Source organism: Paenibacillus sp. BAC0078 (genome assembly GCF_054483875.1).
In genome coordinates, this window is record NZ_JBTLRW010000034.1 from 15,960 (window position 1) to 41,690 (window position 25,731).

Sequence of the window (25,731 nt, forward strand, 5' to 3'; positions counted from 1 at the left end):
AGAACTCATTTTCGGAGCACGATCAGGCAATTTGGCTGTATCAAATACAACAGAATTGGTTTCAACATTCATTCAGCTTACGTTCCTAATCATCCCTTACTTCTCATAATACCTTGTCCCGCTCCATTTTGCACATCGCTCCAGGCCAGCAGCAGGCGGTTGACCCCTTCCTCCAGCCCGGCAGCATCTAAATGAGAAAAAGAAAAGCAGGCCGCCGGCTCGCCCGGCGCGACCCTGTACAGCGCCGCGTCCCGGAAGTCCGTGCCGCGCCGGACCGCCGCCGCACGGAAGGCGGCGAATTCCGCTGCGCCGCGCAGCCAGCGCGCATAAATATGCAAGCCCGCATCGCCGGGCAGCGGCTCAAACAGCAGCCCAAGCCGCTCCGCCAGCAGCGAGCGGAACAGGCGGGCACGCTCGCCGTAGATGCGCGTCATCCGCCGCAGATGGCGGCTGTAGGCGCCGGTCTGCATGAAGCGGGCTAACGCCCGCTGCTCCAGCCGGCCTCCCGGAAGCGGCTCATACAGCGCTTTGGCGGCGGTCACAGGCTGTACCAGCGAGGGAGGAAGCACCGCATAGCCCAGCCGCAGCCCGGAGAACATGCTGTTCGTGAAGGAGCCGACATACACGACCCGCTCCTCACGGTCGAGCGCTTTCAGCGGCTCTATGGGCCGGCCGGCCCAGCGGAACTCGCTGTCGTAATCATCCTCCACAATCACCGCAGCCTGCCGCCGCGCCCATTCCAGCAAATGCCGCCTCCGGTCAAGCGGCAGTACCGCACCGGTCGGAAATTGGCGGCTTGGCGTAACGAACAGCAGCCGGGCCGACCACTCCTGCGGCACAAGTCCGCTTCCATCCACCTTGCCAGGCAGCAGCCTCCCGCCGCAAATTTCCACGGCCCTGCGGACACCGTGAAATCCGGGGTCCTCCACAACGGCGGGGCTGCCGGGCGTAAGCAGCAGTTGTGTCAGAATGACAATGCCCTGCATGGAGCCGCTGAACAGCACAATATGCTCCGCTTCCGCACGGATTCCACGGGTCACCCGCAGATGAGAAGCGATGGCCCGGCGCAGGCTTTCTTCCCCTTGGGGCGGGCAGTAGCCTTCCAGCCGTCCGCCGCTTTTGCCTCCGGCATAATTCAGCGCACTCCGCCATTCGGCGTAAGGAAAATGCTCCATCAGCATTCCCTGGCTGCGGAAGCTAACAACTCCTTCCCTCACCTGCTCGTAGATGGATACGTGATGCTCCATAAGCCGCTCCCCCCAACTGGAGAGCGGGATCGCAGCGGACGCGCCGGATATGGCTTCGGCTGATGCAGCCCCCGCCTGCACATCAGCAGCAGCGGCTGCATCACCTTCGGCATCGCCTTCACCCCTCCCCGCAGGAAGGCCGGCGAAGCTCCCATCCGCGACAAAAGTGCCCCGGCCCGTCTCTGCCTTAATGTAGCCGTCGGCCAGCAGCATGTCATAGACCTGCGCCGCCGAACCACGTGACACCTGGTACAGCTCCGCCAGCTTCCGGGTTGACGGCAGTCTTGTCCCTCCCGGCAGCGTACCGTCGAGAATGGCCGCGCGGAGCGCGTGGTACAGGGCCAAATATTTATAGCGATGAATAGCCAAATACTGGTCATAAGGCAGTGTGAAATTCATTTTCCCATCCTCCCCGCTCCAAAGTGGACTATTAAAATTAATGTAAATCGGTCCTTTTTTATTGTCAATTCTTCCGCTATGCTAATTAAACCGCTTGACCCTGGAGCATGAGGCTCCGCCACTAATTCAGAAGAGGAAGTGCAGCAATGCGCAGAAAAGAATTTCAAGTAGAGCAGGAAGAGGAACTAACCGAATTTCTGAACGGGATGAGCTTTGGTTTTCTCGGCACCAGCGATGGAGAGGGGCAACCGAGAGTTACGCCGGTGAATTTTGTGTATAGCGAAGGCAACATCTATTTCCACGGCAGCCATGCCGGAGGCAAAATGAAAAGCATCCTCCAGAATCCGCAGGTCTGCTTCACCGTTGCCGACGAATATGCGCTGATTCCCTCGTATTTCAGTGATCCCGAGCTTGCTTGCCCCGCCACCGCTTTTTTTAAAAGCGTAACCGCCTATGGACAGGCTGAGCCGGTAGAGGACCTTGCCGAAAAAGCAGCCGTACTCACCCTTTTTATGCAAAAGCTCCAGCCGGAGGGCGGCTATGCTCCAATTGATGCCGAAGACCCCAAATACCGTCCACGGCTCAAAGGTGTCGCAGTCGTGCGAATCGTTCCCCGGGAGCTGACCGCCAAATTCAAATTCGGCCAAAATCTGAAGGAGGAGGCGCGGGCTTCAGTCACCGGGGGCCTTACGGACAGAAACGGGCCGCGCGATGCCGAAACCATAGCGATGATGGAAAAATACTGCCCTTATCACAACAACAACAACAATTGAAGCTGAACAGGACACAATTCTCATAGAAGTGCTACAATATAGCCTATAAAAGCTATAGATCGGCGGGACGTGCGATGGAATATTTATACCACTACTATGATGAATCCACCGGGCCTTTTCAGAATTTATCCGATTTGTCGCCAGAGGAAGCGGAGAGTGTTCTTGAGGGCATACGCCAGATCAGCAAGGGATTTGCGAGCAAGCGTCCAGCGGATTATCTTGGCATTCGCCGCGGACTGGAGCAGAAAGCCCGGAATGCTTTTATCTCCAAAGGAGGCCGTCCGGTCCGCCAGCACCCCCATTATATGACCTTCGGAAGCTGTCCTTGGCTGCTGGAATGGTATCCGCGCGGCGCTGAACTGCGGATTCCGGTTGCAAGCTTTTCCCCCACATGCATCAGCTTTACGTATGGCGATTTGTTCCCGACGATGAGGGTTATGGACGGCAAGATTTACCGGGGGCAGGTGTATACACTGGAGGAGATTCGGGAGGTCATTTCGCAATTCGGCTGGCCGCAGGAATGGAACCCAAGGGGCGATCAAGGCCCGGAACGCTACATTGAAGTGCAGGTCTGGGAGAACCCTCCGCTAATAATCTAAAAGTATTTTAAAAATACGTCTTTCGCCAGTGACGGCTGGGAATCACGGTGATATAATGTTAGGCAATGTTAACGTATATCCCAGATGAATACCGGAAGGATGAAACTGATGAATCCACTGGCTGGACAATTGAATGACAGCATCAAATCAGGCAATGAACATGTGTACGAGATGCTCTCCGATCTTGGCAAGGCGATCTATTTTCCCAAAGAGGGTATTCTGAGCCAATCCGCTGAAGCAACCGCTCACGCTAAAAAATACAATGCGACCATCGGGATTGCCACCGAAAAAGGCATGCCTATGCACCTTGGCGTTATTCAGGATAAGCTCTCCGCCTACAGTCCCAAGGATTTGTACGGCTATGCTCCGCCAGCAGGCAAACCGGAGCTGCGCACCGTATGGCGGGAAAAGATGCTGCGCGAGAATCCGTCGCTTGAAGGCAAGTCCTTCGGCAACCCTATCGCTACAAATGCCCTGACTCATGGGATCAGCATCGTTGCCGACCTGTTCGCAGACCCAGGCGACGCCGTCATCTATCCGGACAAAAACTGGGAGAATTACGAGCTGACCTTCGGCATCCGCCGTCTCAGCAACATCGTTAACTTTCCGCTGTTTACTGAAGACATGGGCTTTAACAGCGAAGGACTGCTGGCCGCTCTGCTAGCCCAGAAAGAACGCGGCAAAGCGATTGTGCTGCTCAACTTCCCAAACAACCCTACGGGCTACACGCCGGGTCTTAAGGAAGGTGAAGCCATCGTAGCCGCTATTCTGCGTGCCGCCGAGGAAGGCATCAATGTCGTGGTGGTCAGCGACGACGCTTATTTCGGGCTCTTTTTCGAGGACTCACTTAAGGAATCACTGTTCGGCCGTCTGGCCAATCTGCATCCGCGCGTACTCGCCGTGAAGGTGGACGGAGCGACCAAAGAGGAGTTCGTCTGGGGCTTCCGTGTCGGCTTCATCACCTACGCTTCCGAGAGCAAGGAGCTGCTGAATGCTCTGGAGCAAAAGACAATGGGCATTATCCGGGCCACCATCTCCAGCGGATCGCATCCGTCGCAGACCTTTGTGCTGGACGCGCTCAAGTCGCCGGAATTCCCCGCCCAGAAGGAAGAGAAGTTCCAGATCATGAAAGGCCGTGCCAACAAAGTGAAGGCACTACTGGACAGCGGTAAATACGGCAATGACGTATGGACCTATTACCCGTTCAATTCCGGTTACTTCATGTGCCTGAAGCTGCACACCGTTTCTGCTGAAGAGCTGCGGGTTCATCTGATCCATAACTACGGCCTGGGCACGATTGCCCTGGGCGAGACCGATCTGCGCATTGCTTTCTCATGTATTGAGGAAGAGCAGCTTGAGGATCTGTTCGACCTGGTCTACGCGGGTATCCGCGATTTGGAAAAAGCCTGATTCTTTCGGCTAGTTCAATAGATGTGTCAGCCTCGGCCCAGCCGGGGTTGTTTTTTTTGCCGTATATTATGGCATTGGCCTATACAAGTTCTTCCCACCGCACATACAATACGATGTACTCAAGTACAACAATTCAAACGCGAAAGGGGAATGAACATGAGCGAAGAAGTTAGAGGCGGATATGGACACCAAATGTTTACAAGTACTGGTGCAATTCTGGTTCTCTTTATCCTGCTGGTTATCATCAGCCGTTCACTCTTTGTCTAACCGGGAATGATCATCCCGGGAGGGGGCCCTGGCTCTCTCCCACCTTGCCTGCGTTTTTTATCATTCCCCGTTCCAAGCTGAAGCTATGACGAACCTAACATAACCAGCATCAGTACAAACAAAGCTTATTCCAAGTGGTAAAAAAAACGCCTTGATCGGAGATCCGCTCCATCAAGGCGTTTATTTTTTAGATATCCTCTTCCTGACGAGCTTCCTTGCGGATGGAGGAGCGCTGGAACAGATAGGCCAGCAAACCTCCGGCCAGGAAGGTGCCGATTACAGGCAGGGGCCGGTCAGTGACCGTCGCCAGGAAAGGCAGGCCGGTCAGCACAGCCAGCAGCAAATGCGCGCGGAAGATGAACTGGATGGTGCTGCTTCCCTTGCTGCCCTCAGGCAGCGGGTAGACTGTCAGCCAGAATGACTCGCTGTGCAGCTTCCGCAGCGCAGACAACTGCACGCCCATAATCAGAAGGAAGAACAGATAAATACCGCTGCCGATGTAGCTGCCCCGGTTCCACCAGACCAGGAACAGCGCCAGAATCGCTATCCTGCTAACAATACCGAAGACATCTCCCCGGGCGAAGCTTTTGGTCAGCAGAAAGCGGTAAGCGGTATTCCGCCGCCAGGCGAGGCCGCTGCCCCACTTGGACAGGTAGCGCCGGACATAGACCCGCTGTTCCCGTCCCGGCACATCCACGAACCAGCCTAGAATCATCAGCGCTATCGCTCCCTGATTCTTCTCGATGGCTATAAGCCTTTCCCAGGGAACAGAATGACGTCCGGGAACGGTCAGCGCTGCCAGATAGGCTGCCGCCAGAATCGCCATGAAGAGAAGTGCCCGGAGAGAAGGCTGCCAGAGCCATGCGGCAATCATCAAGCCGCCAACTGACCAGCGCAGCAGAGCGTAGCTAAACGCAGCCGGACGCGACAGCATGGCGATCTCCCGCCACAGGCCAAAGCTTGCCAGCAGCTTCACCAGAATCAGCACGATAAGTGTTGCAAACAGCATTTTATGAGAATCATCCGTCCGTATGTACAGAGGCCAGAGAGTTATCAATACGAAAGCCAGACGGACAATCTTCCACACATTCCCGGACACCCAGGCCGGGGCAAAATATTCCTTCATCCGGTGGCCCTGTGGCAGCAGAAAGATCGTATCCGGGCTCTGCAGGTACGTCCGGAAGCTGCTGTGCACCGCTGCTGGAAGCAGCACTGCAAGCATAATCCAGCGGATCGGAACGCCTTCCGGGATATTGCGGAGCAGCGAAGTGTACCAGGCCGAGAAGAGGATCAGCACCAGCAGTAACAGCATAGCTACGCCGCTCTGAATGATATAACCCACATATGGAATCATGCTTCGCGCGAACCGGCTGCGCCGCTGCCGGCGCAGCTCCTTCAAATCCATATCATTTCCCTCCCTGAACCAGCTCGTAGAACAGCTGCTCCAAATTCAGACCCTGCAGTCCGGCGGCTGCGGTCATTTCAGCAAGCGTGCCTTCCGCAATGACCTTGCCGCGATGCAGCACAATGAACCGGTCGCAGTAATTCTCAATAGTCGAGAGAATGTGGGAGCTTAACAGAATCGAAGCTCCGGTTTTCTTCAAATCGAGCATAAAATCGAGCAAAGAGCGAATACCCAGCGGGTCAAGCCCCAAAAAAGGCTCGTCGATAACATACAGAGCCGGACGCGCCACAAAAGCGCACATAATCATGACCTTCTGCTTCATGCCCTTGGATAAATGCGAGGACAGAGTATCCATCTTGTCCTCCATATTAAAAAGTGCGGCCAGCTCGCGGCTGCGGGCTTCATAATCACTGCGCTCCACACCGTAAGCTCTGGCGGTAAATTCCACATGCTCGCGAACCGTCATTTCCTCATAGAGCAGCGGGGATTCCGGCACAAATGACAATGCGCTGTGATATGCTTCCGGGTCGGTGCTCCGCGTCTTGCCCTGGACGGCAATCTCGCCTTTATGCGGTGACATCAGGCCCAGAATATGCTTCATTGTCGTGCTTTTGCCTGCTCCGTTTAGTCCGATCAGACCAACCATTTCTCCGGGCTTCACCTGAAGGCCGATATCATGAAGCACCGGCTTGTTCAGGCTGTAACCTCCGCTTAAGCCCGTAATTTGCAATACGGGGGCAGTATTCATTGACCGTCACCTCTCGTGGTTTTGTCTTTCAACCATCTTGGCGCTCCCTTGTTCTTGCGGTTCTTCTCGCGTTCCGCACTGCTGCGCCCCTTGCCCGCGGGAGCCGCTCCGCCGCTTGTCCCTGCGGCGGGACCCGGACTGCGGCGCTGCTGCCCGCGCCGCTCTTCTGCAGCCGCTCCCGGCGGGTGCGGCGCTAGAGTGCCGGCGGCGTCTGAGCCTGCCGCCGCCGAAGTCCGCACCTGCGGCTTGCCGCTGTGTGGCGCAGAGCCGCCCGCGCGTGGGCCGCTGCCTTCGCGGCGGCCGGAACCGGAACTGCTGCGTTGCTGGCCCCGGGCTTCACCCTCAGCCAGCACCTTTCCGCCCACCATTTCCCGCTCTGTCAGCTGGATATCCAGCTCCTTGGCAAATTTGCGCATGATAAACGTCTGCTGCTCCGTGACGATGGTCACGGACAAGCCGCGCCGTCCCATGCGGCCCGTGCGTCCGGCCCGGTGGACGTAGTGCTCGGAATCGAATGCGGGATCGTAGCTTACGACCAGCGGCAGATTCTCAATGTCGAGGCCCCGGGCGGCCACATCGCTGGCTACCAGCACACGGAACTTGCCGTCGCGGAAGCGGGCAAGCACATTGCTGCGCGTGACCTTGTCGGCGTCGCCGTACAGTGCCGCTGCCGTGAGCCCCAGGTAGTTCAGCTTGGCCGTGACTTCGGCGATATCCTCAGTCGCATTAACAAATACGATGGCCCGCTCCGGGTTGTAATGGCGGATGACCCGGCGGAGCATATCCATCTTGTTCCGCTCCTCTGACACCACATAATAGTGCTCCAAGGTCTGGGCCGTCATTACACCCGGCTCGATGCCAACTTCAGCCGGGTTCTTCATCTCCCGTGCGGCAAGCGCCTTCGTCTCCGGTCCGATGGTCGCCGACAGCATGACCAATTGCCGTGTACGCAGGGCGCTGCTGACGACCTTGGCTACCTCGCCTGCGCCGCTGAGCTGGAACATCTGGTCAGCCTCGTCAATGACTATCGTACTGACCTCATGCATCTTCAGCTTGCGCAGCCCGATCAGCTCCCGGATGCGTCCGGGAGTACCAACAACAAGCTGCGGATGCTCGCGCAGCTTATCAATCTGGCGCTTAATGGCCGCGCCGCCGATCAGTCCCATCACCTTGATGCCGCGGTGAGCTCCGTAACGCTCTGCCTCGCGGAGAATCTGCATCGCCAGCTCCTGGGTAGGTGCCAGCACGAGCTTCTGCACCACCCGCTGCTCCGGGTTGATTCCTTGAAGCAGCGGCAGCAGGTATGCCAGCGTTTTGCCGGTGCCTGTCTGGGATGCGGCAAGCACGTCCCTTCCCGCAAGCAGCAGCGGAATCGTCTGCTCCTGTACGGGAGACGGGGCCTGAATGCCGAATTCCGACAATCGGGTAACGAGGTCCTCCTGGATGCCGATGGCCGCAAAAGAAGCTTTATTCATAGTAGGTATTCATCCTTTTCGCTTGAGATAATATGTTCATTATATGCCAAAAAGGCCTCTCCACCAAATGGGAGGCCGCTTAATCCATTCGAAAAAGTCTATTTCCGGTTCAGCATGTTATAGGTGATCCTGTCTGCAAGCCGGGGGAACAGACCATAGAACCGCATGCCAACCGCCGCGAAGCCGGGAAGATCAATTTCCTCCTTGCCCTTCTCTATCAGCTTAACGATCTTCATGGACACATGCTCCGGCGTCATCATAATCCTTGCGACGCTTTTCTCATAGTTGCCGGAAGGATCGGCTGTCTGGAAGAACTCAGTGGCAATCGGCCCCGGATTCACCGCCGAGACGGTAATCCCGCTCTTGCGCAGCTCCTGGCGGAGCGCATTCGTGAAGCCCAGAACAGCATGTTTGGTTGCCGTATAGGCAACGGACCGTGCCGTGCCGATTTTGCCAGCGATGGAGGCCACATTGACAATCTGCCCGCCGCCCCGTTCCAGCATATGCGGAACTACTATCTTCGTGCACCGGACAATCCCCATATAGTTTACATTCATCATATCATCAAATTCCTGGGGCTCCATCTCGGTAAAAGCAGCAAATTTGCCGTATCCTGCGTTATTAAGCAATACATCAATTTTTCCATATGTAGCGAGTATTTCCGCAAAGGTCCGCTCGACTTCCGCCTCATTTGTAACGTCACAGGTGTACAATCCAAAAACGCCCGGTATACCGGCCGCCGTTTCCTTGAGCTTGCTTTCCGAACGGGCCAGCAGAATGGGAATCGCCCCACGCTTGCTGAGCATCTGCGCCGTAATTTTTCCGATCCCGCTCGAAGCTCCGGTTATTACAACCACTTTATCCTGTAGTCTCATGGAATAAATATCAGCTCCCGATTATCGACTAAGAGATCATTACCTGTATATCAAGCTCTCCGATCCCATCCATCAAAAGCGGAATACTCAGCGCTTTGCGCGGCAATACCGACATGGTCTCCGTCTTCATAAGCTTCGGCGGGGTGATATCCACGGTTACTCCCTGATTGGAGAGAATGGTGCTTGCGTTGCCGCTGATCATATTGCCCAGCTCCGAAATCGCGCTCTGACCCATCTCGTCCATCTCCGTAATTGCATAGCCGCCCATCATGGCCGACACAATCTTCAGCGCTACCTGCTCCGCGATTCCAAAAATAATATCTCCGCTCAATTGACCAGTCATCCCCACTTGAATCCATATATGATTATCAATCAGCTCAATATCCTTTACCCCGAGATTACCGGTGGATGGCGAGACTTGTACCACCTGCTCAATTACAATTCGTGCAGACTCTAAGAATGGATTGATTACTTCCGCTTTCATAAAAGTGCTGTCCCCCCTCTACCAGGCTTTAGTCATATACCAAAAGTCCCAAGCAATGATGATTTATTATACTTCATATATCGGTATTATTCACCAAAAATTAATGGTCTCTTCGAAGGAATTCTTAAGATAGTTTTGGCACAACATTGCCCTGCCGGGTGTTATCTCCTATAATCTAATCAAATGCCAACATCCGGCGTAAGATATATACATCAGAAACGGCTTTGCCGTCCATAACCAAAGACAGTATCGTCCCGGCGGGAAAATAAAGCTGTCAGCCCACAAAGTTCGCCCTACCTCCGATGCCCATTCCAGATACTTTGCGGAACCAGAGACACACATACAACCTTGATTATCAGACATAAATGGCGGCGGCATTCAGCAGGCCAAAAGGGGGTACGTCCATGAACATCAGCCAGCTTGAGACGCTGATTACAATCTCCAAAACCATGAGCTTTCGCAAGGCGGGCGAGCTGCTCAACCTGACTCAGCCGGCTGTGTCGGCACAGATCAAAAGTCTGGAGGAAGAGTTCAAAACCCAGCTCGTTGACCGGAACCAGCCGGTTACACTAACGGACAGAGGTAAAGTATTTCTGACGCATGCTGAGCAAATTGTGGGTATCGTCGATGAGCTTAAGCAGCGTCTTGCGGATCTCGAGGAGAATCCGCAGGGGCATATTATACTTGGCACGACCACCTCCATTGCGATTCAGATTTTGCCGCGTGTCCTTTCGTATTTCCAGAACCAGTTCCCGCATATCAAAACTTCGATTTCCTCGATGTCCTCGTCACAGATTTATCAGCATGTCGAAAACGGTCTGGTCGATGTCGGCATCGGCTATTTAATCGGGCGCAGCCCGGGCATGACGACCTCCGTGCTGTATTATGACACCTTCGAGCTGGTGGTTTCGCCCCGCCATCCCCTCGCGCAGGTCAAAGCCGCAGGAATCGAAGCGCTCGCCACAATCCCGCTCATCCTGCTCTCGCCGGATACCGTCGGCCGCAGATTCGCCGATGAGGTATTCGCCAAGCATGGCATACAGCCGCAGGTGATTATGGAGCTGACCAGCAGCGAGGAGGTCAAGCGGATGGTGGAGCTGGATCTCGGCGCAGCGGTGATCTCCAAGCAGTCGGTGGCCTCCGAAGTGAGGAGCGGAACGCTCCGAATCGTCCCGATTATCGAGCTTGAGGTCACCCATCCTGTAGGCGTCATCACCAAGTCAGGCAAATATGTCAACTCGGCCATGCGGCAGTTTCTGAGCGATCTCAAGGGCATGCCCGAGACCCAATTCATCGGCTCCGAGTAACATGAATACTTTGCGGATACCCCGGGAACATTGTGAAAAACTGGCCTAAGGAGATGTTCTACCCATGAAATTCGACCTGCACACCCACCATTTCCGCTGCGGCCACGCTGACGGAACGATCAGGGATTATATCGAAGCCGGCATCGCCGCCGGCCTGGATGCGATCGGTATCTCCGATCATTCGCCTTACTTCGGAAGCCCTTCCGAGCAGGCTTTTCCCCATATTGCCATGGCCAAATCCGAGCTTGCCCGCTATGTCGATGAAGTGCTCTCCCTGCAAAAAGAATACGCCGGTAAAATTGACGTCCTGCTCGGCATCGAATCAGACTATTTCCCCGAGCATGCGGAGCTGTACCGCAAAACATTGTCGGCATATCCTTTTGACTACATCATCGGCTCAGTGCATAGCGTGGGTGGTGTCAGCATCTTCAATAAAAGACGCTGGAAGGGGCTTGGTCCCCAAGAGAAGCTCGCCAGCAAAGTCGAATACTACCGGCTGATCACCGAATCCGCCCGCAGCGGCATGTTCCAGATTCTCGGCCACATTGATGCCATGAAGGGCAACTATCCGCAGTTCTCGGAAATTTCTGCCCCGGCAGAAATTGATGAGTGTCTGCGCGTCATCGCCGAATGCGGCGTAGCCATCGAGATTAACACCTCCGGCAGCACCAAGCTGAGCGGCGGCTGGTATCCTTCAGATGATATTTTAGAGCGGGCGCTGCATTACGGCGTAGAGGTCACCTTCGGCTCCGATGCCCATCTCACTTCACGGGTCGCCGATCAGCATGAGGCTGTGGTGGCCAGGCTTAAGGAAATCGGGTTCACGCAGTGGGTGTACTTCAAGCAAAAAGAGAAAAAAACAGTAAAGCTATAAGTTCAACATTACAAAAAACCTCAATCTGCAGTTTAGGGACTGTGGATTGAGGTTTTTGCTGTTTTCGGGATATTACTGTTTTCAATGAATCTTTCTTTATTTGGGTAATAGTCTATACGATACTATCAATAATCATCGGTTTGTTTACGAAAACAAGCCGTCAATAGACGGTCGTCAGATTAGCGCAAGTGAAGCCCTGCTGCTTCAAGGTAATCTGCGCATCTCCATACTGCGGGTTGATCGTATAGAAGTGGGCTATCGTGCTGCTCCAATCTCTTTCCGTCAGGCCTTGAGCCTTCAGATATTCACGAAAGGCCGCATTGTATTCTTTAATCCAGCCCTCCACCTCGGGATTGTACTGCTCCTCATGAAGAACCGCCTGCACCGGAAGCCTTGGCTTCTTCGGTAGCTCCTCGGCAGGATATCCGACGCACAGACCCACAACCGGGAAGACATATTCCGGCAATTGCAGCAGCTCGATGACCTTTGCCGTATTGCGGCGCACTCCCCCTATCGGAATAATACCCAGCCCCAGCGACTCAGCGGCAGCTACGGCATTCGACAAGGCGATTCCCACATCTGTAGCACCAACCAGCAGCGCGTCCACATCCTTCGCCGCCTCGAAAGGCTGGCCTTCCAGTTCACTTGCAGCTTTAGCCCGGTAAAAATCCATACAAAATACCAAAAACACAGGTGCGGCAGCCACATGCTTCTGGTTCCCGCAGAGGACCGAAAGCTGCTGTCTGCGTTCTTCACTCCGTACGGCAATGATGGACACCTGCTGTCCGTTTACCCATGACGGCGCTGCCTGGGCGGCTTCGATTATCGTCCGCAGCTTCTCCGGCTCCACGGGCTGCTCCAGATACTGCCGGTAGGAGCGGTGATTGGTTAATGTTCTGACTACTTCATTCAAAGGGTGATGACCTCCTCGCTTTTTGCGGCTATGTATTGTTCTGCATTACAACCATCATATCCCACTCACCAGGGAAACCGCCAGTCTTGGACAGTACTTGGTCTTCTCGCCCGGAAGCATAAGCACAGTCAGGTGCTTTAGATTATCCCCCGCAGCAGCAAAAAAAATGGACCCGAAGCATCGGGTCCCAGCAGCAGTTATATTTTCAAAAGGGGGTCATGTACTTAGTTTAACCGGACACTGTTAGAGTTTCATAACGGGTTTATTTCATTTGTGTAACAATGTGAAGACTTTCATTACATCGCCCGAGCTGCCCGGCATAGGCTGGATGCGTTCCAGGGTCAGCCCGTTCTTCAGCATAACGCGCTCGGACCTGAGATTGTCGCCGCGGCAGCGGCCCTCAACCTTCCTAAGTCCCAGCTCCAGAAGTCCGTAATCAAGCAGCAGTCCTACGGCTTCGGTTGCCAGCCCCCTCCCCCACCATAACGGATTCAGCAAATATCCAAGCACAGCTTTTCCCTCATGGCGGTTCCAGTTCTGCAGCGAGGCGGTCCCGATCAGTTCATGCTGCCCTCTAAGAAAAATTCCCGCATGCAATGCGCAAGGATCGGAGGTGTGCAGCATCCGGGGCACCATTTTATCCAAATAGCCATGCAGTGATCCGGTTCCCTGACGCAGCAGTATATGCGGCTGCACTTCCGGATGGGAGAGCAGCGCTTTCAGCGCCATGGACTCCCCGGAATGCATCGTCCTCAGCTCAACCGCCGCTCCTTGCCGCTTCATGCATAATACCGTATCGTACGTGCGCATACGCTTCTCCTTTTCCCTTGCGACCTGGTTTGGAAACTGTAGACGCTATCGTTAGCTATTCAGCTACTTGCTGTAGATTAACGCCGTCCGTTATGCCCGGCGCAGGGTCATGATCGTAAGCTCTGGTCTGCATAAGAAGCGGAAAGGCATAACGGTCTCGCCAAATCCTCTGTTGACGTACACCGGCATCGCCTTTTTCTCTGTGTAGTACAAGCCGCTTATGTACTTTTCCGAACCGTATGGAGTGTAAGCCGCACCTACAAAGGGCAGACGGATTTGTCCGCCGTGGCTGTGCCCCGATAACTGAAGATGGAAGGGATAGGCTTCCGCGATGTCGGCATAATCCGGCTCATGCATCATGAGCAGCGTGAATGTACCCTCAGGGACGCCTTGGAGCGCCGCCTGCGGATCAGGCTTCCCGTGCAGCAGGTCGTCAAGTCCAGCTACCGCGAGGGTTGCGCCCCCTTGCTTGATCAAATAAGACTGATTGCGCAGCACGCGGAAGCCGGCGGAAGTCAGCAGGCGGGTGAGCAGCTCCGTGTTCTTGTAATCGTGGTTGCCAAGTATCGCATATTTGCCAAGCGGCGCACTCAGCTCCGCTAATATGGCTACGGAGTCCTCCAGATCCTCGGCGAAGCTGTCCACAATATCTCCGGTGAAGCAGATAATGTCCGGCTTGGCCTCCTTGATATGGGCCACCAGCCGCGAGAGATCCTTGGCATCCTTGTTAAAGCCGAGATGCACATCGCTGAAGTGGACCAACCGGCTGCCGGCAAATGCGGAGGGCAAATCCTTAAACGCGAGCTCCATCCGGGTAATATCCAGCCAGTTCGGCTCTCCCTGCCAGGCGTAGCCGCTTGTAAGCAGACCTGCGCTAAATACGGCAGCAGCTCCCCGGGTCAGGAATTGGCGGCGGGTGAGCTTGCGGCCGCCGCCATTAGTCTCAGGCGGGACGCTGGGTCCGCCGCCGTTCTCTGCCCTAGCTAACGCGGTTTCGGGAGAAGCCCCGGAGGATTTTTTATTCATAGGGAGATTCTCCTTCCTTGCTTAGCTTGATTGCTTATTATAACACTTTATTCTTAGACTGCCTTTATGTACACAGCTTATTACGGCCGGCTGGCCACGGTAATCCGGTTTTCTTCCTCAGGGGTCTCGCGGTATGCGCGGACGATGCCTTTGCGCTGTGCTTCGGCTTTTGGGAACCGGCGTTGCTTGAATGCTACCTCGACATTCCGGGTGAACGGAAAAGGGTCGAGCAGCAAGGTAGATTTATCCTGCCATTCCGCCGTGATCACACGCCCGGAGGTGAAGCTGAAATCCCCGCTTCCCGAGAACCCTTGGCGAAACCAGGGATGCTCTTCCGATTTTGGGGTTCCCGGCTCACTTAGCGCAAGATACAGCGAGAGATCATCGCAGAATTGCAGCAGTCTAGCATCATGATGCAGCTCGCCTTCAGCGAGCGGCTGGCTTGCTTCCAGCCCGCGAAGTATACGGGACCGGCGTTCCTCTTCAGCCTTCAGATAGGCAGTCAGCTCGGCACACGCCTCTCCCGATATCTTGATCAGCCGTTCAAAATGCAAACTGCACAGCAGCGCACCATACGGAGTTTCCGCTTCAATCTCATCCAATCCGCGTCTATAGAACGTAAGCTTCGGCACTAGCGGAAAATCAATAAAGGTGTATGGCGAACCCGCCGCATCATTCCAGAAAGGCGTCTCGTCAAGATCAATCCAGCCCCGATCATGATTGCTAACCGCCCACAGCACCCCCGTCCGGCGTCCTTCCCCCGGCATATGCTCATCCTTAAAATGCTCAGCAAAGCTGCCGGCCAGCAGCCCGTGCTCATGCTGCTTAACCATTACCAAATCCCCGTCCTGTTCACGACAAATCAATGTCATTCCTCCCCTGACTATCCCCTGCCCTGAATGTTGCATCGACTATGGAGATTATAACATAACCACCTATATTTGTTTGAGTTCAGACGGCTATGACCCTTTCAAGCTATCTGACCATTATATACTAGATCAGCATCAGTTCTAAATCTGCGGCTTAGGACGGAGCCTTTGTGGTTCGGGGAGAGAGGGATTCGTTGTATCCATCCTACTATTCCTTACGGACCGTAACGCGCTTATTGCCTCTTCGGCAGGTATATTTGGGATGAAAGCCCGCACTTAAAGGCTCTGGAGTCCGTTCACTTGCGGAAAAATGACTGCCAGTAGAAATAAGAGCTGCGCAGTCCGTTACAAACGGGCAGACTCTTCCGATCAGGAAATGATTCTGTTCGTGGTCCTGCAACCAAGCAAAATGCTGAAGGAGAAGCCAGAAAAAAGGGAGTGTCCAGACAGCCATTCGGCTTCTGAGACACTCCCTTCGGTATGATGTGAGATAAAGGCAGCCGGCTACACGCCCAGCCAGCGCTTGAACATATGCTTGGTGGTCTGCTTGTTAATCTCAGCGATGGAGGTGGTGAGCGGAATGCCTTTCGGGCAGGCGCGCACGCAGTTCTGCGAGTTGCCGCAGCCCTCGATGCCCCCATCCTGCATCAGCGCCTCCAGCCGCTCATCAGCGTTCATCTCGCCCGTAGGATGCGCATTGAACAGACGCACCTGCGAAATCGCTGCAGGACCGATGAAGTCGGTCTTCTCATTGACATTCGGGCAGGCCTCCAGACAAACGCCACAGGTCATGCACTTGGAGAGCTCATACGCCCATTGGCGTTTCTTCTCCGCCATCCGCGGTCCCGGACCTAGATCATAGGTGCCGTCAATTGGAATCCACGCTTTGACCCGCTTGAGGGCATTGAACATCCGGCTGCGGTCGATCACCAGATCGCGCACCACAGGGAACGTCTTCATCGGCTCAATGCGCACCGGCTGCTCCAGATTATCAATCAGCGCCGCGCAGGCCTGGCGCGGCTTCCCGTTGATCACCATCGAGCAGGCGCCGCACACTTCCTCCAGACAGTTGGATTCCCAGCAGACCGGGACCGTACTGTCGCCCTTGGCGTTGACCGGGTTGCGCTGAATTTCCATCAAAGCGCTGATCACGTTCATCCCCGGACGGTACGCAAGCTCGAACTCCTCCGTATAAGGAGCCGTTTCCGGCTCATCCTGGCGGGTAATGATAAACTTTACGTTTTTGGGAGCTGCAGCAGTTTCCGCCATATCAGTTACCTCCTATAAGTTTTGTGAGCATCGCTTCCTGAATCCGCTTCGTACCACACTCGCTTCGGAAGCATCTGCTTAAGTTTGCGGGAAATATTAATCCGCCTTGCACATTCGCATGGTGGCGACGTTATCTATATAAGTTGAACTATAGATTTTCATATTGGGTCTGGTCGTAACTGCGGAGAATGTTTGGACTTCCGGCCACTGTTGTCTAGAGATTTCTTGATTTATACCGCTTGGGCGGATGAAATCCGTAGACAAAGGCGGACGCTACCGCTCCGTAAGTATCCAAACTTCCCCTCCGTCACTTCTGCCCTTTTTATGTTTCTTTAGTTCAACTTATATAGCATATTTATCAGTTTTCTTATCAGCTTACCAGACAGTTAGTTGCACTTTGTACAGCTAAAATAGCTGGTTTCTGCTCATTTCGGCATATAATTGCACTTTCTGCAGTTATACTTCAGGGAAAGCCCGCCAAGCGGGCTATTCCTCAGAAAATTATTGCACAAAATACAGCTAAACCGCCTTAAGCGCGTTTACAGACACGATTAATTGTATGAAATACAATTAACACCAAACATCAGCAGCCCGCTTAATGAGCCAAGTTTCAAGGGTGCTCATCAGTGGCTCATCTAACGCACGCCCCATGCGTTCAATCCTTCGAGTAATCCCGTACCCGTGGAGGAATCAGCGAAACATCCACCGCTTCGTAGGAGATTTGCGGGCCGTCCGGTGTCCAGCTTGCCTTGGTGGTCTTCAGGAACTCCTCGTCGTTGCGATGCGGGAATTCCGGTTTATAGTGCGCGCCCCGGCTCTCATTACGCAGCAGCGCGCCGAGGGTCATCGCCTCGGACAGCTCCAGCATGTTCCAAAGCTGGCGGGTAAAGGCCACGCCCTGGTTGTTCCAGCGCGAAGTATCGTTCATGTTGATGCTGCGGTAACGCTCCTTGAGCTCTTTGATTTTGCCGATGGTGGCTGTAAGCTTGCCGTTGTCGCGCACCACCGTCATATTAGCGGTCATCCATTCGCCCAGCTCCTTATGGATGGCATAGGCGTTCTCCGTACCGGACATAGCCAGCAAAGACTCATATTTATCCGTCTGTGTCTTGTGGAAGCTGTCGAACACGGTGGAGGAAATGTCCTGTACCGATTTCTTCAGCCCTTTAATATATTCAACAGCCTTCGGTCCCGAGACCATGCCGCCGTAGATCGCCGACACAAGTGAGTTCGCGCCGAGCCGATTCGCGCCGTGATATTGGTATTCACACTCCCCAGCTGCGAACAGCCCGGGAATATTGGTCATTTGGTTATAATCGACCCACATGCCGCCCATAGAGTAATGCACAGCCGGGAAGATTTTCATCGGGATTTTGCGGGGATCATCGCCCATGAACTTCTCATAGATTTCAATGATTCCGCCCAGCTTGACGTCCAGCTCCTTCGGGTCCTTGTGGGACAGATCCAGATACACCATGTTCTCGCCATTAATACCCAGCCCCTGATCCACACACACGCTAAAAATCTCCCGGGTAGCAATATCGCGCGGCACCAGGTTTCCATAAGAAGGATATTTTTCCTCCAGGAAGTACCACGGCTTGCCGTCCTTGTAGGTCCAGATGCGCCCGCCTTCGCCGCGCGCCGATTCCGACATCAGCCGCAGCTTGTCGTCGCCGGGAATAGCGGTCGGATGAATCTGAATAAATTCCCCGTTGGCATAATGTACACCCTGCTGGTATACGGCGCTCGCGGCCGTTCCGGTGTTGATGACCGAGTTCGTTGTTTTGCCGAAAATAATCCCGGGACCGCCGCTCGCCAGAATCACCGCATCCGCCGGGAAGGTCTGAATCTCCATTGTCTTGAGATTCTGGGCGCTGATGCCGCGGCATACACGCTCGTCGTCAAGGATCACCGAGAGGAACTCCCAGTTCTCGCTTTTGGTGACCAAACCTTCGGACTCCCAGCGGCGCACCTGCTCATCGAGCGCATACAGCAGCTGCTGACCGGTTGTCGCCCCGGCAAAAGCCGTCCGGTGGCGCTTCGTGCCGCCGAACCGGCGGAAATCAAGCAGCCCCTCCGGGGTGCGGTTGAACATCACGCCCATCCGGTCCATCAGATGGATGATCCCCGGCGCTGCTTCGCACATCGCCTTGACCGGAGGCTGGTTGGCGAGGAAGTCGCCCCCGTATACCGTGTCGTCAAAATGCTCCCAGGGCGAGTCGCCCTCGCCTTTGGTGTTCACTGCGCCGTTAATGCCGCCTTGCGCGCAGACCGAATGCGATCTTTTGACAGGAACAAGGGAGAATAAATGTACATGCGCGCCGGATTCCGCCGCCTTGATGGTAGCCATCAGGCCGGCCAGCCCTCCGCCCACGATAATGATATCGGCTGCTGCCATGATTGTTCCCTCCTAGACTTTTTTAATATAGATTAGCCCGAAATTGGACACGCTTTCTCAAATTCTTAGACGAAGCTCCGCAAGGACTGCACAGCCGCAGATGTTGCCTGGAATTCATTGTCGCGGAAGGTGACCAGCGAGAGCAGGAACATGAAGCTGACAATAACGAAAAGACCCAGACAGATAACTGAGGATACTCTTTGGGAACGCGGCCCAACGGTAACGCCCCAACTGATCAGGAACGACCAGAGACCGTTCGAGAAGTGGAAGCAGGCCGCCAGAATGCCGATTACATATACTGTCAGCAAAAGCGGCTGAGTCACGATGTTATGCATAACACCGCCCAGCTCTTCATGCTTCACATTACCGACCGCCACCTGGAACCGGGTTTCGTACAGATGCCAGATGATGAAGATAAAGGTGATAATTCCGCTGATCCGCTGCAGCGTATACCGCCAGTTTCTTTCCACATTGAAGCGGTTCAGGTTTGGCTTAGACTGATAGGCGATGTATAGCCCATAGACCCCGTGATACAGCAGCGGTAGCCATATGCCGAACAATTCCAGGAAGAAGACGAGCGGCAGGCTATTCAGCCACAGCACACTGTCATTGAAACCGGAAGCGCCACCCTCCACTGCCGAGAAATTCGTCAGCATATGCTCAAGGAAGAAGAACCCGAGCGGGATAACGCCGAGCAAGGAATGAATCTTTCTGGAATAAAATCCTCTCATGCAAAGTGTCCCCTTTCCGATTAAAACAGCGTTTTCATTAATGAGTGCCACTGCCGGGAATACTGCTGAAACAGAAGAGCGGGAGCTCCTTCAGACCGGTAAAGGTCTACTTTGACCGCTATTCATTGTTTGCCCGGACTATGCTCTAATATTCACAATATGTGAATATCTTGTGTCACTTTTCATGTTACTCTTTTTTCTCTTATAAGGGAATTGCAATCTAATTATTAATCGTTATACAATAAACGCATAAGAATATTTTCAATATGATAATCATTCTCATTTAGAAAGCAATAAATATATATGTTGTACTGAATCCCTTATTAACAAAGGGTATATCATATTAACCGCTATGCCATTTGTCACTTTCATTATGACCTACTCGAAATGGGAATACTGTGACCATAGATTGAATAAAAGGAGAATGGCCCTATGTTTGATGACTTGGACATTTTTGCCGCCGTTGTGGAGCACTCCAGCCTGAACCGGGCCTCACGCCAGCTCAACCTCTCCCAGCCCGCACTCTCCCGCAAAATCTCCAAGCTGGAGGAGCGGCTTGGCGTTCCCCTGTTCAACCGCTTCGGCAAGCGGCTGGAGCTGACGGAGGTCGGACGGCTGACCTACACCTATGCGCTGGAGCAGCGGCAGCAGCGCTCCAAATTTCTGGAAGCGTTGTCCAAGTTCAAGGAAGGCGAGCCGCAGCTTGTCACCCTGGGAGCCAGCCTCACCACACTGCAGACAACCCTGCCGCCGCTCGTTAACGCCTACATGGAGAAGTATCCGGCTGCCGAGCTGAAGCTGATCACCGGGAAGACGCATGAGATTGTCTCCTCGGTCAGCGAAGGCAAATCCGATGTCGGCATCATCGCCTCCGCCACCCAGGAGCCGGGCCTGCGCTGCATTCCGCTGTTCGAGGATCAGCTCCGGCTGGTCGTCTCCGAGCAGCATCCGCTGGCCCTGTCAGCGAAGCTGAGCATGAGCGATCTCTCCCGGCTGCCCATGATCCTCTTCTCCAAAGGCACCTGGTACCGCCGCATGACCGACGAGCTGTTCCAGCGCAGCGGCATTGATCCCGATGTGCGGATGGAGATCGACTCCTTCGAGGCCATCGTCCGGCTGCTGCCGACCATTAAAGCCGCGGCGCTGCTGCCTAAGTCCTACCTGCGCCCCGAGCTGCTGAACGGCGGCGGGCTGGTCTCGCTGCATATCAAGGAGCTGGAGCAGACCCAGCGGACCACCTGCCTGATCTATCAGAGCAGCGGCGGGCTAAGCACAGCGGCACGCTGCCTGGTGCAAGTGACGGAGGAGGTGTTCCTGCCGGGGAGGGAATAGACCCCTTCCACAAGAACTGCAGGCATCCTTTTTCTTCATCGAACCAAAGAAATCATATGTACCTTTTGTTCATGAGGACCTGTCTTATGAGGAAGTGCCTGATATGTCTCCAGACATATATGCCACAGGCTATTATCATTCTGGCGGTAAAGGGCAGTATTGGGGGTACGGACTGTACAATGACCAAGTAAATCCATCCAACGTTAAAGATGCCTATTCACGGATATTTAAAACTATTGCCTCGCTTCCAAAATAGCAGCGAGCGCCCGGATAATTATCCGGGCGTTGTTCAATCCGTTTATTTTTTAAGCCGATGGGCCCAATAGCACCTACTCCACATTCAACGCCTTACTCTCAAACTCCACAATGCTCTCATTGGAGCCGATGACAACCATAATGTCCCCTTGACGCACATAGTCATGCGCCGTTGGGGCAACAATAATCCCCTCTTCACGGTTCAGGGCAATAATGCTGCAGCCGTATTTGGCCCGCGTGTTCAGTTCGGAGAGGCTTTTGCCGTCCATGCAGGAGGGCACGGTCAGCTCAACCACCATGTAATCCTTGGAGAGCTCGATATAATCCAGCAGGTTGGGCGTGGTCAGCTGATGAGCTACACGAATGCCCATATCCCGTTCCGGGAAAATCACCCGGTCCACCCCCAGCTTGGAGAGCGCCCGCCCGTGAAGGATCGAAAGCGCCTTGGCTACCACTTGCTTAACTCCCAGCTCCTTCAGGAGAATGGCCGCCAGGATGCTTCGCTCCATGTTATCGCCAATCGCCACAATGCCGCAATCGAAATTGCGTACGCCCAGCGAACGCATAATGCTCTCATCCGTAGCATCCGCCATCACCGCATGCGTAAGCTGGCTGCTCATTTCCTCTACCCGTTCCTCAATGTGGTCAATGCCAAGCACTTCATAGCCCATAGCCATTAGCTCCAGCGCAAGGCTTGACCCGAAGCGGCCGAGACCGATTACGACAAATTGCTGATCTTTCATATAATTCGCAGCTCCTTACCCTATTATCATTTTGCCCTCAGGGAACCTGTACAATTGCTTGCCCTTCTTCGGACCAATCGCATACGCCAGCGTCAGCAGTCCAAGCCTGCCTGCGAACATCGTCAGACAGATCAGGATTTTGCCGACCGGGGTCAGCTCCGGTGTCAGCCCCATGCTTAAGCCAACGGTGGCAAAGGCGGAGGTGGTCTCGAACAGAATCATCAGAAAAGGACGGTCTTCTGTCGTGGACAGAATCATCGACACCGAAACAACGAGCAGCAGCGCCAGCAGAGTAATCGTCAGTGCCTTGAACACGCGCTCCTGCGCCAGACGATAGCGGAACAGCACAATATCCTCGCGGCCGCGCAGCATGGAAATCACCGCACCGACCATCAGGGTGAAGGTGGTTGTCTTGATCCCTCCGCCGGTAGACCCGGGTGAAGCACCGATAAACATCAGAATGACTATAAAAAATTGCGTGGCCTGTCGAAGCCCGGCAATATCCACTGTATTCGCCCCGGCGGTACGCGGCGAGACCGATTGAAAGAATGCAGCCCATGCTTTTCCGCCAAAGCTGAGCGGACTCAGCGTCCGGGAATTGCTGAATTCAAAGATAAAAATGACCAAGGCTCCAAGTAAAATAAGCGCAGCAGTCATCGACAGGACCACCTTGCTGTGCAGCGACAGCCTGCGAGTGCGGCGGTATTCCACGAGGTCCGACAAAACTACGAACCCGATGCCGCCGGAAACGATGAGGAACATAACCACGATATTTACCACGGGATCACTGGCATAACCGGTCAGGCTGCGGTATTCGCCAAAGATATCAAACCCGGCATTGTTGAACATAGACACCGCATGGAAAATTCCGAAGTAGAGCGCACGGCCAAAGGGCATATCAAACGCCCAGCGAATCGCAAGCACCGCAGCCGAGGCCGCCTCTATGACGAGTGAATAAATCAGGACCTTGCGGATCAGGCGCACAATCCCTTCCATCGAGCCTTGATTCATCGCTTCCTGAAGGATCAGCCGGTCGCGGAGCGAAATTTTGCGTTTGAAGACAAGTGCGAATAGGGTAGCCATCGTCATAAAGCCCAGGCCGCCAACTTGAATAAGCAGGATAATAACAACTTGTCCGAACGTGCTGAAATACGTTCCTGTGTCCACCACAACAAGCCCGGTCACACAGGTCGCTGAGGTTGCCGTGAACAGCGCATCAATAAATCTTAGCGAATGTCCCGAGGCACTCGATACGGGAAGCATCAGCAGCAGGGTTCCGGTCAGAATGACGGCGGCAAAGCCGAGAACCAGAATCTGCGGTGGAGCCAGCTTCAGAAATTGAAATCTAGTACTCTTGGGAATTGGTGAAGCCAAACCTCTCATCCTCTCGCATGCTGCATTATAAACATACAGATTATAATCGTTATTACCCGAACAAAACAAGCATAAGCCCGGCCCGATTGACGTAAAAGGATAATACGGAAATTTTTTGTATCTGCAAGGCCAGTAATACTATAATGGAAAATAACAGGTTTATTTCATCACACAAGGAGGCGTTTCATGAATTCCGTCGGCCAGCCCCTACAGCAGCGGCCCCTTTCCACCAGGCTCATTCTTGCAGGTATTATCGGTCTTATTGTGTTCATCCTGTTCCAGATCGCTCCCCAGCTCGTCTCAGGTGGAGATACTACAGCCATCAGCAAGAGCGAGGCCCGTGAGAAAGCCGCCGCATTCGCAGCTCAGCAGCTTGGCCATCAAGAGACCGCTCAGGAGGAGTGGTCCGTCACTTACCGGTCGGATTCCTCTTTCTATGGCTATATGTCCCGGGAGAAGCTTCTGGATCAATACTCCAAAAAAAAGCTGGATCAGCGTTATCCGTTTGATGTCTTTCATGCCGTGCTTTATACTTCCGGAGAAGCGATCCCGATCCTGTCGGTTGATCTCAACATGTACACCGGCAAGGTCGTGGGCTTTGGACGTGGAGTAGACTCAAGCTTCAGCGCAGAAGCTAAGAAGAACACTGCCAGTCTGTCCGCTGTATCCGGTGCCGCCAGCACAGCGAGCGAGCCCGGGCTGTCGCTGGAGCAGAAGGAGAATCTCGCCCGTCCGTGGCTGCAATTATGGGGAGCGAATCCTGCCAAGCTGCAAATCCAGGCGGACAACGGGGATTATGGACTGGTCTATACCGACAGTTCGGTGAAGGTTGGAGAATCGCTGCTGCAATATCATTTCAAATTTCAGCAGGATGATGTCTCATATTTCCGGGCGGGCTTCACCGCCCCAGCCTGGCATGTCAGCTATGTTGAAGATCAGACCCTACTTGCCACATGGCTGACCGGACTCGGCTATGGTCTGCCAACGCTGGCGCTTGGTATCCTGGCGCTGATCTATAGTATTCTGCGCAGAGGACATACCTCCTTTAAGCGGGGGATTTTCCTCAGCTCCGCACACTTCGTAATCATGATGGTCAGCTCCTACAATGTGATTTCGGAAACCGGCGGAGACAGCCTGGAGAGCCGCATCACCAGCATGGTAATGCTTATCTTCTACTTCATCTATAGTCTGCTGATGTCTTCAATGCTCTACTTCTCGCTGGTTGGAGGCAACGGCCTCTGGCGCAAAGAGGAAGGGCTCAACCCTTGGCCGCGTGCCAAGGAACCGGGATACGGCAAATATGTTATGGACAGCATGCGTGCCGGCTATATCTGGGCCTTTATTCTGCTTGGCGTGCAGACGCTCATGTTCATCATTCTGTCCTATACACTGCATAACTGGTCTACCACGGACGCAAGCCAATCTCCCTATAACATGAGATATGCCTGGCTGCTGCCTATTGTCGCCTGGCTTGCCGGCTTGTCCGAGGAGGCCGTTTACCGCCTGTTCGGTATCCGTATGGTCAAAAAAATGGTGCGCAGCACCTTCCTGGCTTCCCTGATCACCACGCTGATCTGGGCCTTCGGCCATACGCTGTATCCGATCTACCCGATCAGCTCGCGTCCGATTGAGCTGACGGTGATCGGCCTTTTGTTCAGTTATATTTTCCTGCGCTACGGCTTTATCGCCGCCATGTTCAGCCACGTCGTATTTGACAGCATCCTGATGGGCGCTACGCTGATCTTCATGAAGGAACCAATCAATATCGGTGCTGGTATCGTGACCATCGTCCTGCCGTTTGTGGTTGGCTATATCGTGTACCTGTTCAATCCTCCGCGCAAGCCAGAGCCGGCAGAACCGGTCAGTCCCATAATCTAATCTGCAATGTAAAAAACGGCTGAGCCTCCCTCCTCAGGGAAAGCTCAGCCGTTTCTGTGTTGGTATAGGACAGGGAAAATGAATATCAACGCTTAATAACTGGAATTTCTCAGACTGTTGAGAAACCCAATAATTCAATACGACATCGCATTCATTTGGTATAATATAGGTAACTTTGTAAGAAAGTGCGGTGTCTCATGTTAAACGAGAAGGATCAAGGGAATAGCGGGAAATATCAAATGGAGCTTGTCTGTTTGGATCAGTTGGTTC

General features: G+C 54.1%; 24 protein-coding genes. 9 read left to right on the forward strand and 15 right to left on the reverse strand.

The features are described from left to right. Window positions 1-89 precede the first annotated feature (89 nt). Window positions 90-1,646, reverse strand: coding sequence for a MocR-like pyridoxine biosynthesis transcription factor PdxR (gene pdxR / locus ACX1DY_RS30555; protein WP_458967882.1), 1,557 nt, complete (start codon window positions 1,644-1,646; stop codon window positions 90-92). 146 nt (window positions 1,647-1,792) lie between these two features. Between pdxR and ACX1DY_RS30560 the strand changes: the two genes are divergently transcribed. The 4 genes from ACX1DY_RS30560 to ACX1DY_RS30575 all read left to right on the forward strand — a co-directional run bounded on the left by ACX1DY_RS30560 (window position 1,793) and on the right by ACX1DY_RS30575 (window position 4,695). Further along, window positions 1,793-2,419 carry a pyridoxamine 5'-phosphate oxidase family protein gene (locus tag ACX1DY_RS30560; protein ID WP_458967883.1) on the forward strand — a complete coding sequence of 209 codons (627 nt, stop codon included), beginning with the start codon at window positions 1,793-1,795 and terminating at the stop codon, window positions 2,417-2,419. 74 nt (window positions 2,420-2,493) lie between these two features. Continuing rightward, window positions 2,494-3,018 carry a hypothetical protein gene (locus ACX1DY_RS30565; RefSeq protein WP_458967884.1) on the forward strand — a complete coding sequence of 175 codons (525 nt, stop codon included), beginning with the start codon at window positions 2,494-2,496 and terminating at the stop codon, window positions 3,016-3,018. 108 nt (window positions 3,019-3,126) lie between these two features. Beyond that, window positions 3,127-4,428, forward strand: coding sequence for an aminotransferase class I/II-fold pyridoxal phosphate-dependent enzyme (locus ACX1DY_RS30570; protein ID WP_458967885.1), 1,302 nt, complete (start codon window positions 3,127-3,129; stop codon window positions 4,426-4,428). A gap of 156 nt (window positions 4,429-4,584) precedes the next feature. Further along, on the forward strand, window positions 4,585-4,695 hold the full coding sequence (locus tag ACX1DY_RS30575; RefSeq protein WP_019908744.1) for a hypothetical protein: 111 nt from the start codon (window positions 4,585-4,587) through the stop codon (window positions 4,693-4,695). Window positions 4,696-4,882: 187 nt separating this feature from the next. On the opposite strand, the gene ACX1DY_RS30580 is transcribed toward ACX1DY_RS30575, so the two are convergent. The 5 genes from ACX1DY_RS30580 to ACX1DY_RS30600 form a co-directional block, all read right to left on the reverse strand. After that, on the reverse strand, window positions 4,883-6,100 hold the full coding sequence (locus tag ACX1DY_RS30580; RefSeq protein ID WP_458967886.1) for an ABC transporter permease: 1,218 nt from the start codon (window positions 6,098-6,100) through the stop codon (window positions 4,883-4,885). Window position 6,101: 1 nt separating this feature from the next. Continuing rightward, on the reverse strand, window positions 6,102-6,848 hold the full coding sequence (locus tag ACX1DY_RS30585; RefSeq protein WP_458967887.1) for an ABC transporter ATP-binding protein: 747 nt from the start codon (window positions 6,846-6,848) through the stop codon (window positions 6,102-6,104). Continuing rightward, the gene (locus ACX1DY_RS30590) at window positions 6,845-8,323 is read right to left on the reverse strand and encodes a DEAD/DEAH box helicase (RefSeq protein ID WP_458967888.1); all 1,479 of its coding nucleotides are present in this window, start codon (window positions 8,321-8,323) and stop codon (window positions 6,845-6,847) included. The genes ACX1DY_RS30585 and ACX1DY_RS30590 overlap by 4 nt, the downstream gene beginning before the upstream one ends. A 98-nt stretch (window positions 8,324-8,421) precedes the next feature. Beyond that, window positions 8,422-9,198, reverse strand: coding sequence for an SDR family NAD(P)-dependent oxidoreductase (locus tag ACX1DY_RS30595; RefSeq protein ID WP_458967889.1), 777 nt, complete (start codon window positions 9,196-9,198; stop codon window positions 8,422-8,424). Window positions 9,199-9,226: 28 nt separating this feature from the next. Next, complete coding sequence (locus ACX1DY_RS30600; protein WP_019908737.1) at window positions 9,227-9,682, reverse strand: chemotaxis protein CheX; 456 nt, start codon at window positions 9,680-9,682, stop codon at window positions 9,227-9,229. Between the two features lie 404 nt (window positions 9,683-10,086). On the opposite strand from ACX1DY_RS30600, the gene ACX1DY_RS30605 reads away from it, so the two are divergent. From ACX1DY_RS30605 to ACX1DY_RS30615, 3 genes are all read left to right on the forward strand, one after another. After that, window positions 10,087-10,989 carry a LysR family transcriptional regulator gene (locus ACX1DY_RS30605; protein ID WP_458967890.1) on the forward strand — a complete coding sequence of 301 codons (903 nt, stop codon included), beginning with the start codon at window positions 10,087-10,089 and terminating at the stop codon, window positions 10,987-10,989. A gap of 64 nt (window positions 10,990-11,053) precedes the next feature. Then, window positions 11,054-11,863, forward strand: coding sequence for a histidinol-phosphatase (locus tag ACX1DY_RS30610; protein WP_458967891.1), 810 nt, complete (start codon window positions 11,054-11,056; stop codon window positions 11,861-11,863). A 71-nt stretch (window positions 11,864-11,934) separates the two neighbouring features. Beyond that, a complete protein-coding gene (locus tag ACX1DY_RS30615) occupies window positions 11,935-12,030 on the forward strand; it encodes a DUF2651 family protein (protein ID WP_458967903.1) in 96 nt (31 codons plus the stop codon). Here the strand turns inward: ACX1DY_RS30615 and ACX1DY_RS30620 are convergent. The 7 genes from ACX1DY_RS30620 to ACX1DY_RS30650 form a co-directional block, all read right to left on the reverse strand. Then, window positions 12,024-12,776, reverse strand: coding sequence for an NADPH-dependent oxidoreductase (locus tag ACX1DY_RS30620; RefSeq protein ID WP_458967892.1), 753 nt, complete (start codon window positions 12,774-12,776; stop codon window positions 12,024-12,026). The genes ACX1DY_RS30615 and ACX1DY_RS30620 overlap by 7 nt on opposite strands. Before the next feature lie 267 nt (window positions 12,777-13,043). Further along, on the reverse strand, window positions 13,044-13,586 hold the full coding sequence (locus ACX1DY_RS30625; RefSeq protein ID WP_458967893.1) for a GNAT family N-acetyltransferase: 543 nt from the start codon (window positions 13,584-13,586) through the stop codon (window positions 13,044-13,046). Between the two features lie 90 nt (window positions 13,587-13,676). Further along, a complete protein-coding gene (locus ACX1DY_RS30630; RefSeq protein ID WP_458967894.1) occupies window positions 13,677-14,612 on the reverse strand; it encodes a metallophosphoesterase in 936 nt (311 codons plus the stop codon). An 80-nt stretch (window positions 14,613-14,692) separates the two neighbouring features. Then, window positions 14,693-15,478, reverse strand: a complete 786-nt coding sequence (locus ACX1DY_RS30635) for a DUF3891 family protein (RefSeq protein WP_458967895.1) — start codon at window positions 15,476-15,478, stop codon at window positions 14,693-14,695. Between the two features lie 507 nt (window positions 15,479-15,985). Beyond that, entirely contained in the window at window positions 15,986-16,750 is a 765-nt protein-coding gene (gene sdhB, locus ACX1DY_RS30640) for a succinate dehydrogenase iron-sulfur subunit (RefSeq protein WP_458967896.1), read from the reverse strand. Between the two features lie 655 nt (window positions 16,751-17,405). Continuing rightward, window positions 17,406-19,148: a succinate dehydrogenase flavoprotein subunit gene (gene sdhA, locus ACX1DY_RS30645; RefSeq protein ID WP_458967897.1), complete on the reverse strand. Its 1,743-nt coding sequence runs from the start codon at window positions 19,146-19,148 to the stop codon at window positions 17,406-17,408. 65 nt (window positions 19,149-19,213) lie between these two features. Next, window positions 19,214-19,879, reverse strand: a complete 666-nt coding sequence (locus ACX1DY_RS30650) for a succinate dehydrogenase cytochrome b558 subunit (protein WP_458967898.1) — start codon at window positions 19,877-19,879, stop codon at window positions 19,214-19,216. A gap of 432 nt (window positions 19,880-20,311) precedes the next feature. Between ACX1DY_RS30650 and ACX1DY_RS30655 the strand changes: the two genes are divergently transcribed. Beyond that, entirely contained in the window at window positions 20,312-21,211 is a 900-nt protein-coding gene (locus tag ACX1DY_RS30655) for a LysR family transcriptional regulator (protein WP_458967899.1), read from the forward strand. A 329-nt stretch (window positions 21,212-21,540) separates the two neighbouring features. Here ACX1DY_RS30655 and ACX1DY_RS30660 read toward each other — a convergent pair whose 3' ends face one another. Together ACX1DY_RS30660 and ACX1DY_RS30665 are read right to left on the reverse strand one after the other, a co-directional pair. Then, window positions 21,541-22,209, reverse strand: coding sequence for a potassium channel family protein (locus ACX1DY_RS30660; RefSeq protein WP_458967900.1), 669 nt, complete (start codon window positions 22,207-22,209; stop codon window positions 21,541-21,543). Window positions 22,210-22,224: 15 nt separating this feature from the next. Next, a complete protein-coding gene (locus ACX1DY_RS30665) occupies window positions 22,225-23,583 on the reverse strand; it encodes a TrkH family potassium uptake protein (RefSeq protein ID WP_458967901.1) in 1,359 nt (452 codons plus the stop codon). Window positions 23,584-23,769: 186 nt separating this feature from the next. Here ACX1DY_RS30665 and ACX1DY_RS30670 point away from each other — a divergent pair, with 186 nt between their 5' ends. Further along, window positions 23,770-25,461 (forward strand): CPBP family intramembrane glutamic endopeptidase, encoded by a 1,692-nt coding sequence (locus ACX1DY_RS30670; protein ID WP_458967902.1) that lies wholly within the window; start codon window positions 23,770-23,772, stop codon window positions 25,459-25,461. Window positions 25,462-25,731: the final 270 nt, after the last annotated feature.

What these genes read in the sequence shown, in the direction of transcription:
- ACX1DY_RS30660 (WP_458967900.1), bottom strand. Translation starts at nt 22,209, where the DNA reads ATGAAAGATCAGCAATTTGTCGTAATCGGTCTCGGCCGCTTCGGGTCA.
- ACX1DY_RS30595 (WP_458967889.1), bottom strand. Translation starts at nt 9,198, where the DNA reads ATGAGACTACAGGATAAAGTGGTTGTAATAACCGGAGCTTCGAGCGGG.
- ACX1DY_RS30600 (WP_019908737.1), bottom strand. Translation starts at nt 9,682, where the DNA reads ATGAAAGCGGAAGTAATCAATCCATTCTTAGAGTCTGCACGAATTGTA.
- sdhA (WP_458967897.1), bottom strand. Translation starts at nt 19,148, where the DNA reads ATGGCAGCAGCCGATATCATTATCGTGGGCGGAGGGCTGGCCGGCCTG.
- ACX1DY_RS30655 (WP_458967899.1), top strand. Translation starts at nt 20,312, where the DNA reads ATGTTTGATGACTTGGACATTTTTGCCGCCGTTGTGGAGCACTCCAGC.
- ACX1DY_RS30565 (WP_458967884.1), top strand. Translation starts at nt 2,494, where the DNA reads ATGGAATATTTATACCACTACTATGATGAATCCACCGGGCCTTTTCAG.
- ACX1DY_RS30590 (WP_458967888.1), bottom strand. Translation starts at nt 8,323, where the DNA reads ATGAATAAAGCTTCTTTTGCGGCCATCGGCATCCAGGAGGACCTCGTT.
- ACX1DY_RS30560 (WP_458967883.1), top strand. Translation starts at nt 1,793, where the DNA reads ATGCGCAGAAAAGAATTTCAAGTAGAGCAGGAAGAGGAACTAACCGAA.
- ACX1DY_RS30630 (WP_458967894.1), bottom strand. Translation starts at nt 14,612, where the DNA reads ATGAATAAAAAATCCTCCGGGGCTTCTCCCGAAACCGCGTTAGCTAGG.
- ACX1DY_RS30625 (WP_458967893.1), bottom strand. Translation starts at nt 13,586, where the DNA reads ATGCGCACGTACGATACGGTATTATGCATGAAGCGGCAAGGAGCGGCG.
- ACX1DY_RS30650 (WP_458967898.1), bottom strand. Translation starts at nt 19,879, where the DNA reads ATGAGAGGATTTTATTCCAGAAAGATTCATTCCTTGCTCGGCGTTATC.
- sdhB (WP_458967896.1), bottom strand. Translation starts at nt 16,750, where the DNA reads ATGGCGGAAACTGCTGCAGCTCCCAAAAACGTAAAGTTTATCATTACC.
- ACX1DY_RS30580 (WP_458967886.1), bottom strand. Translation starts at nt 6,100, where the DNA reads ATGGATTTGAAGGAGCTGCGCCGGCAGCGGCGCAGCCGGTTCGCGCGA.
- ACX1DY_RS30585 (WP_458967887.1), bottom strand. Translation starts at nt 6,848, where the DNA reads ATGAATACTGCCCCCGTATTGCAAATTACGGGCTTAAGCGGAGGTTAC.
- pdxR (WP_458967882.1), bottom strand. Translation starts at nt 1,646, where the DNA reads ATGAATTTCACACTGCCTTATGACCAGTATTTGGCTATTCATCGCTAT.
- ACX1DY_RS30575 (WP_019908744.1), top strand. Translation starts at nt 4,585, where the DNA reads ATGAGCGAAGAAGTTAGAGGCGGATATGGACACCAAATGTTTACAAGT.
- ACX1DY_RS30610 (WP_458967891.1), top strand. Translation starts at nt 11,054, where the DNA reads ATGAAATTCGACCTGCACACCCACCATTTCCGCTGCGGCCACGCTGAC.
- ACX1DY_RS30605 (WP_458967890.1), top strand. Translation starts at nt 10,087, where the DNA reads ATGAACATCAGCCAGCTTGAGACGCTGATTACAATCTCCAAAACCATG.
- ACX1DY_RS30670 (WP_458967902.1), top strand. Translation starts at nt 23,770, where the DNA reads ATGAATTCCGTCGGCCAGCCCCTACAGCAGCGGCCCCTTTCCACCAGG.
- ACX1DY_RS30570 (WP_458967885.1), top strand. Translation starts at nt 3,127, where the DNA reads ATGAATCCACTGGCTGGACAATTGAATGACAGCATCAAATCAGGCAAT.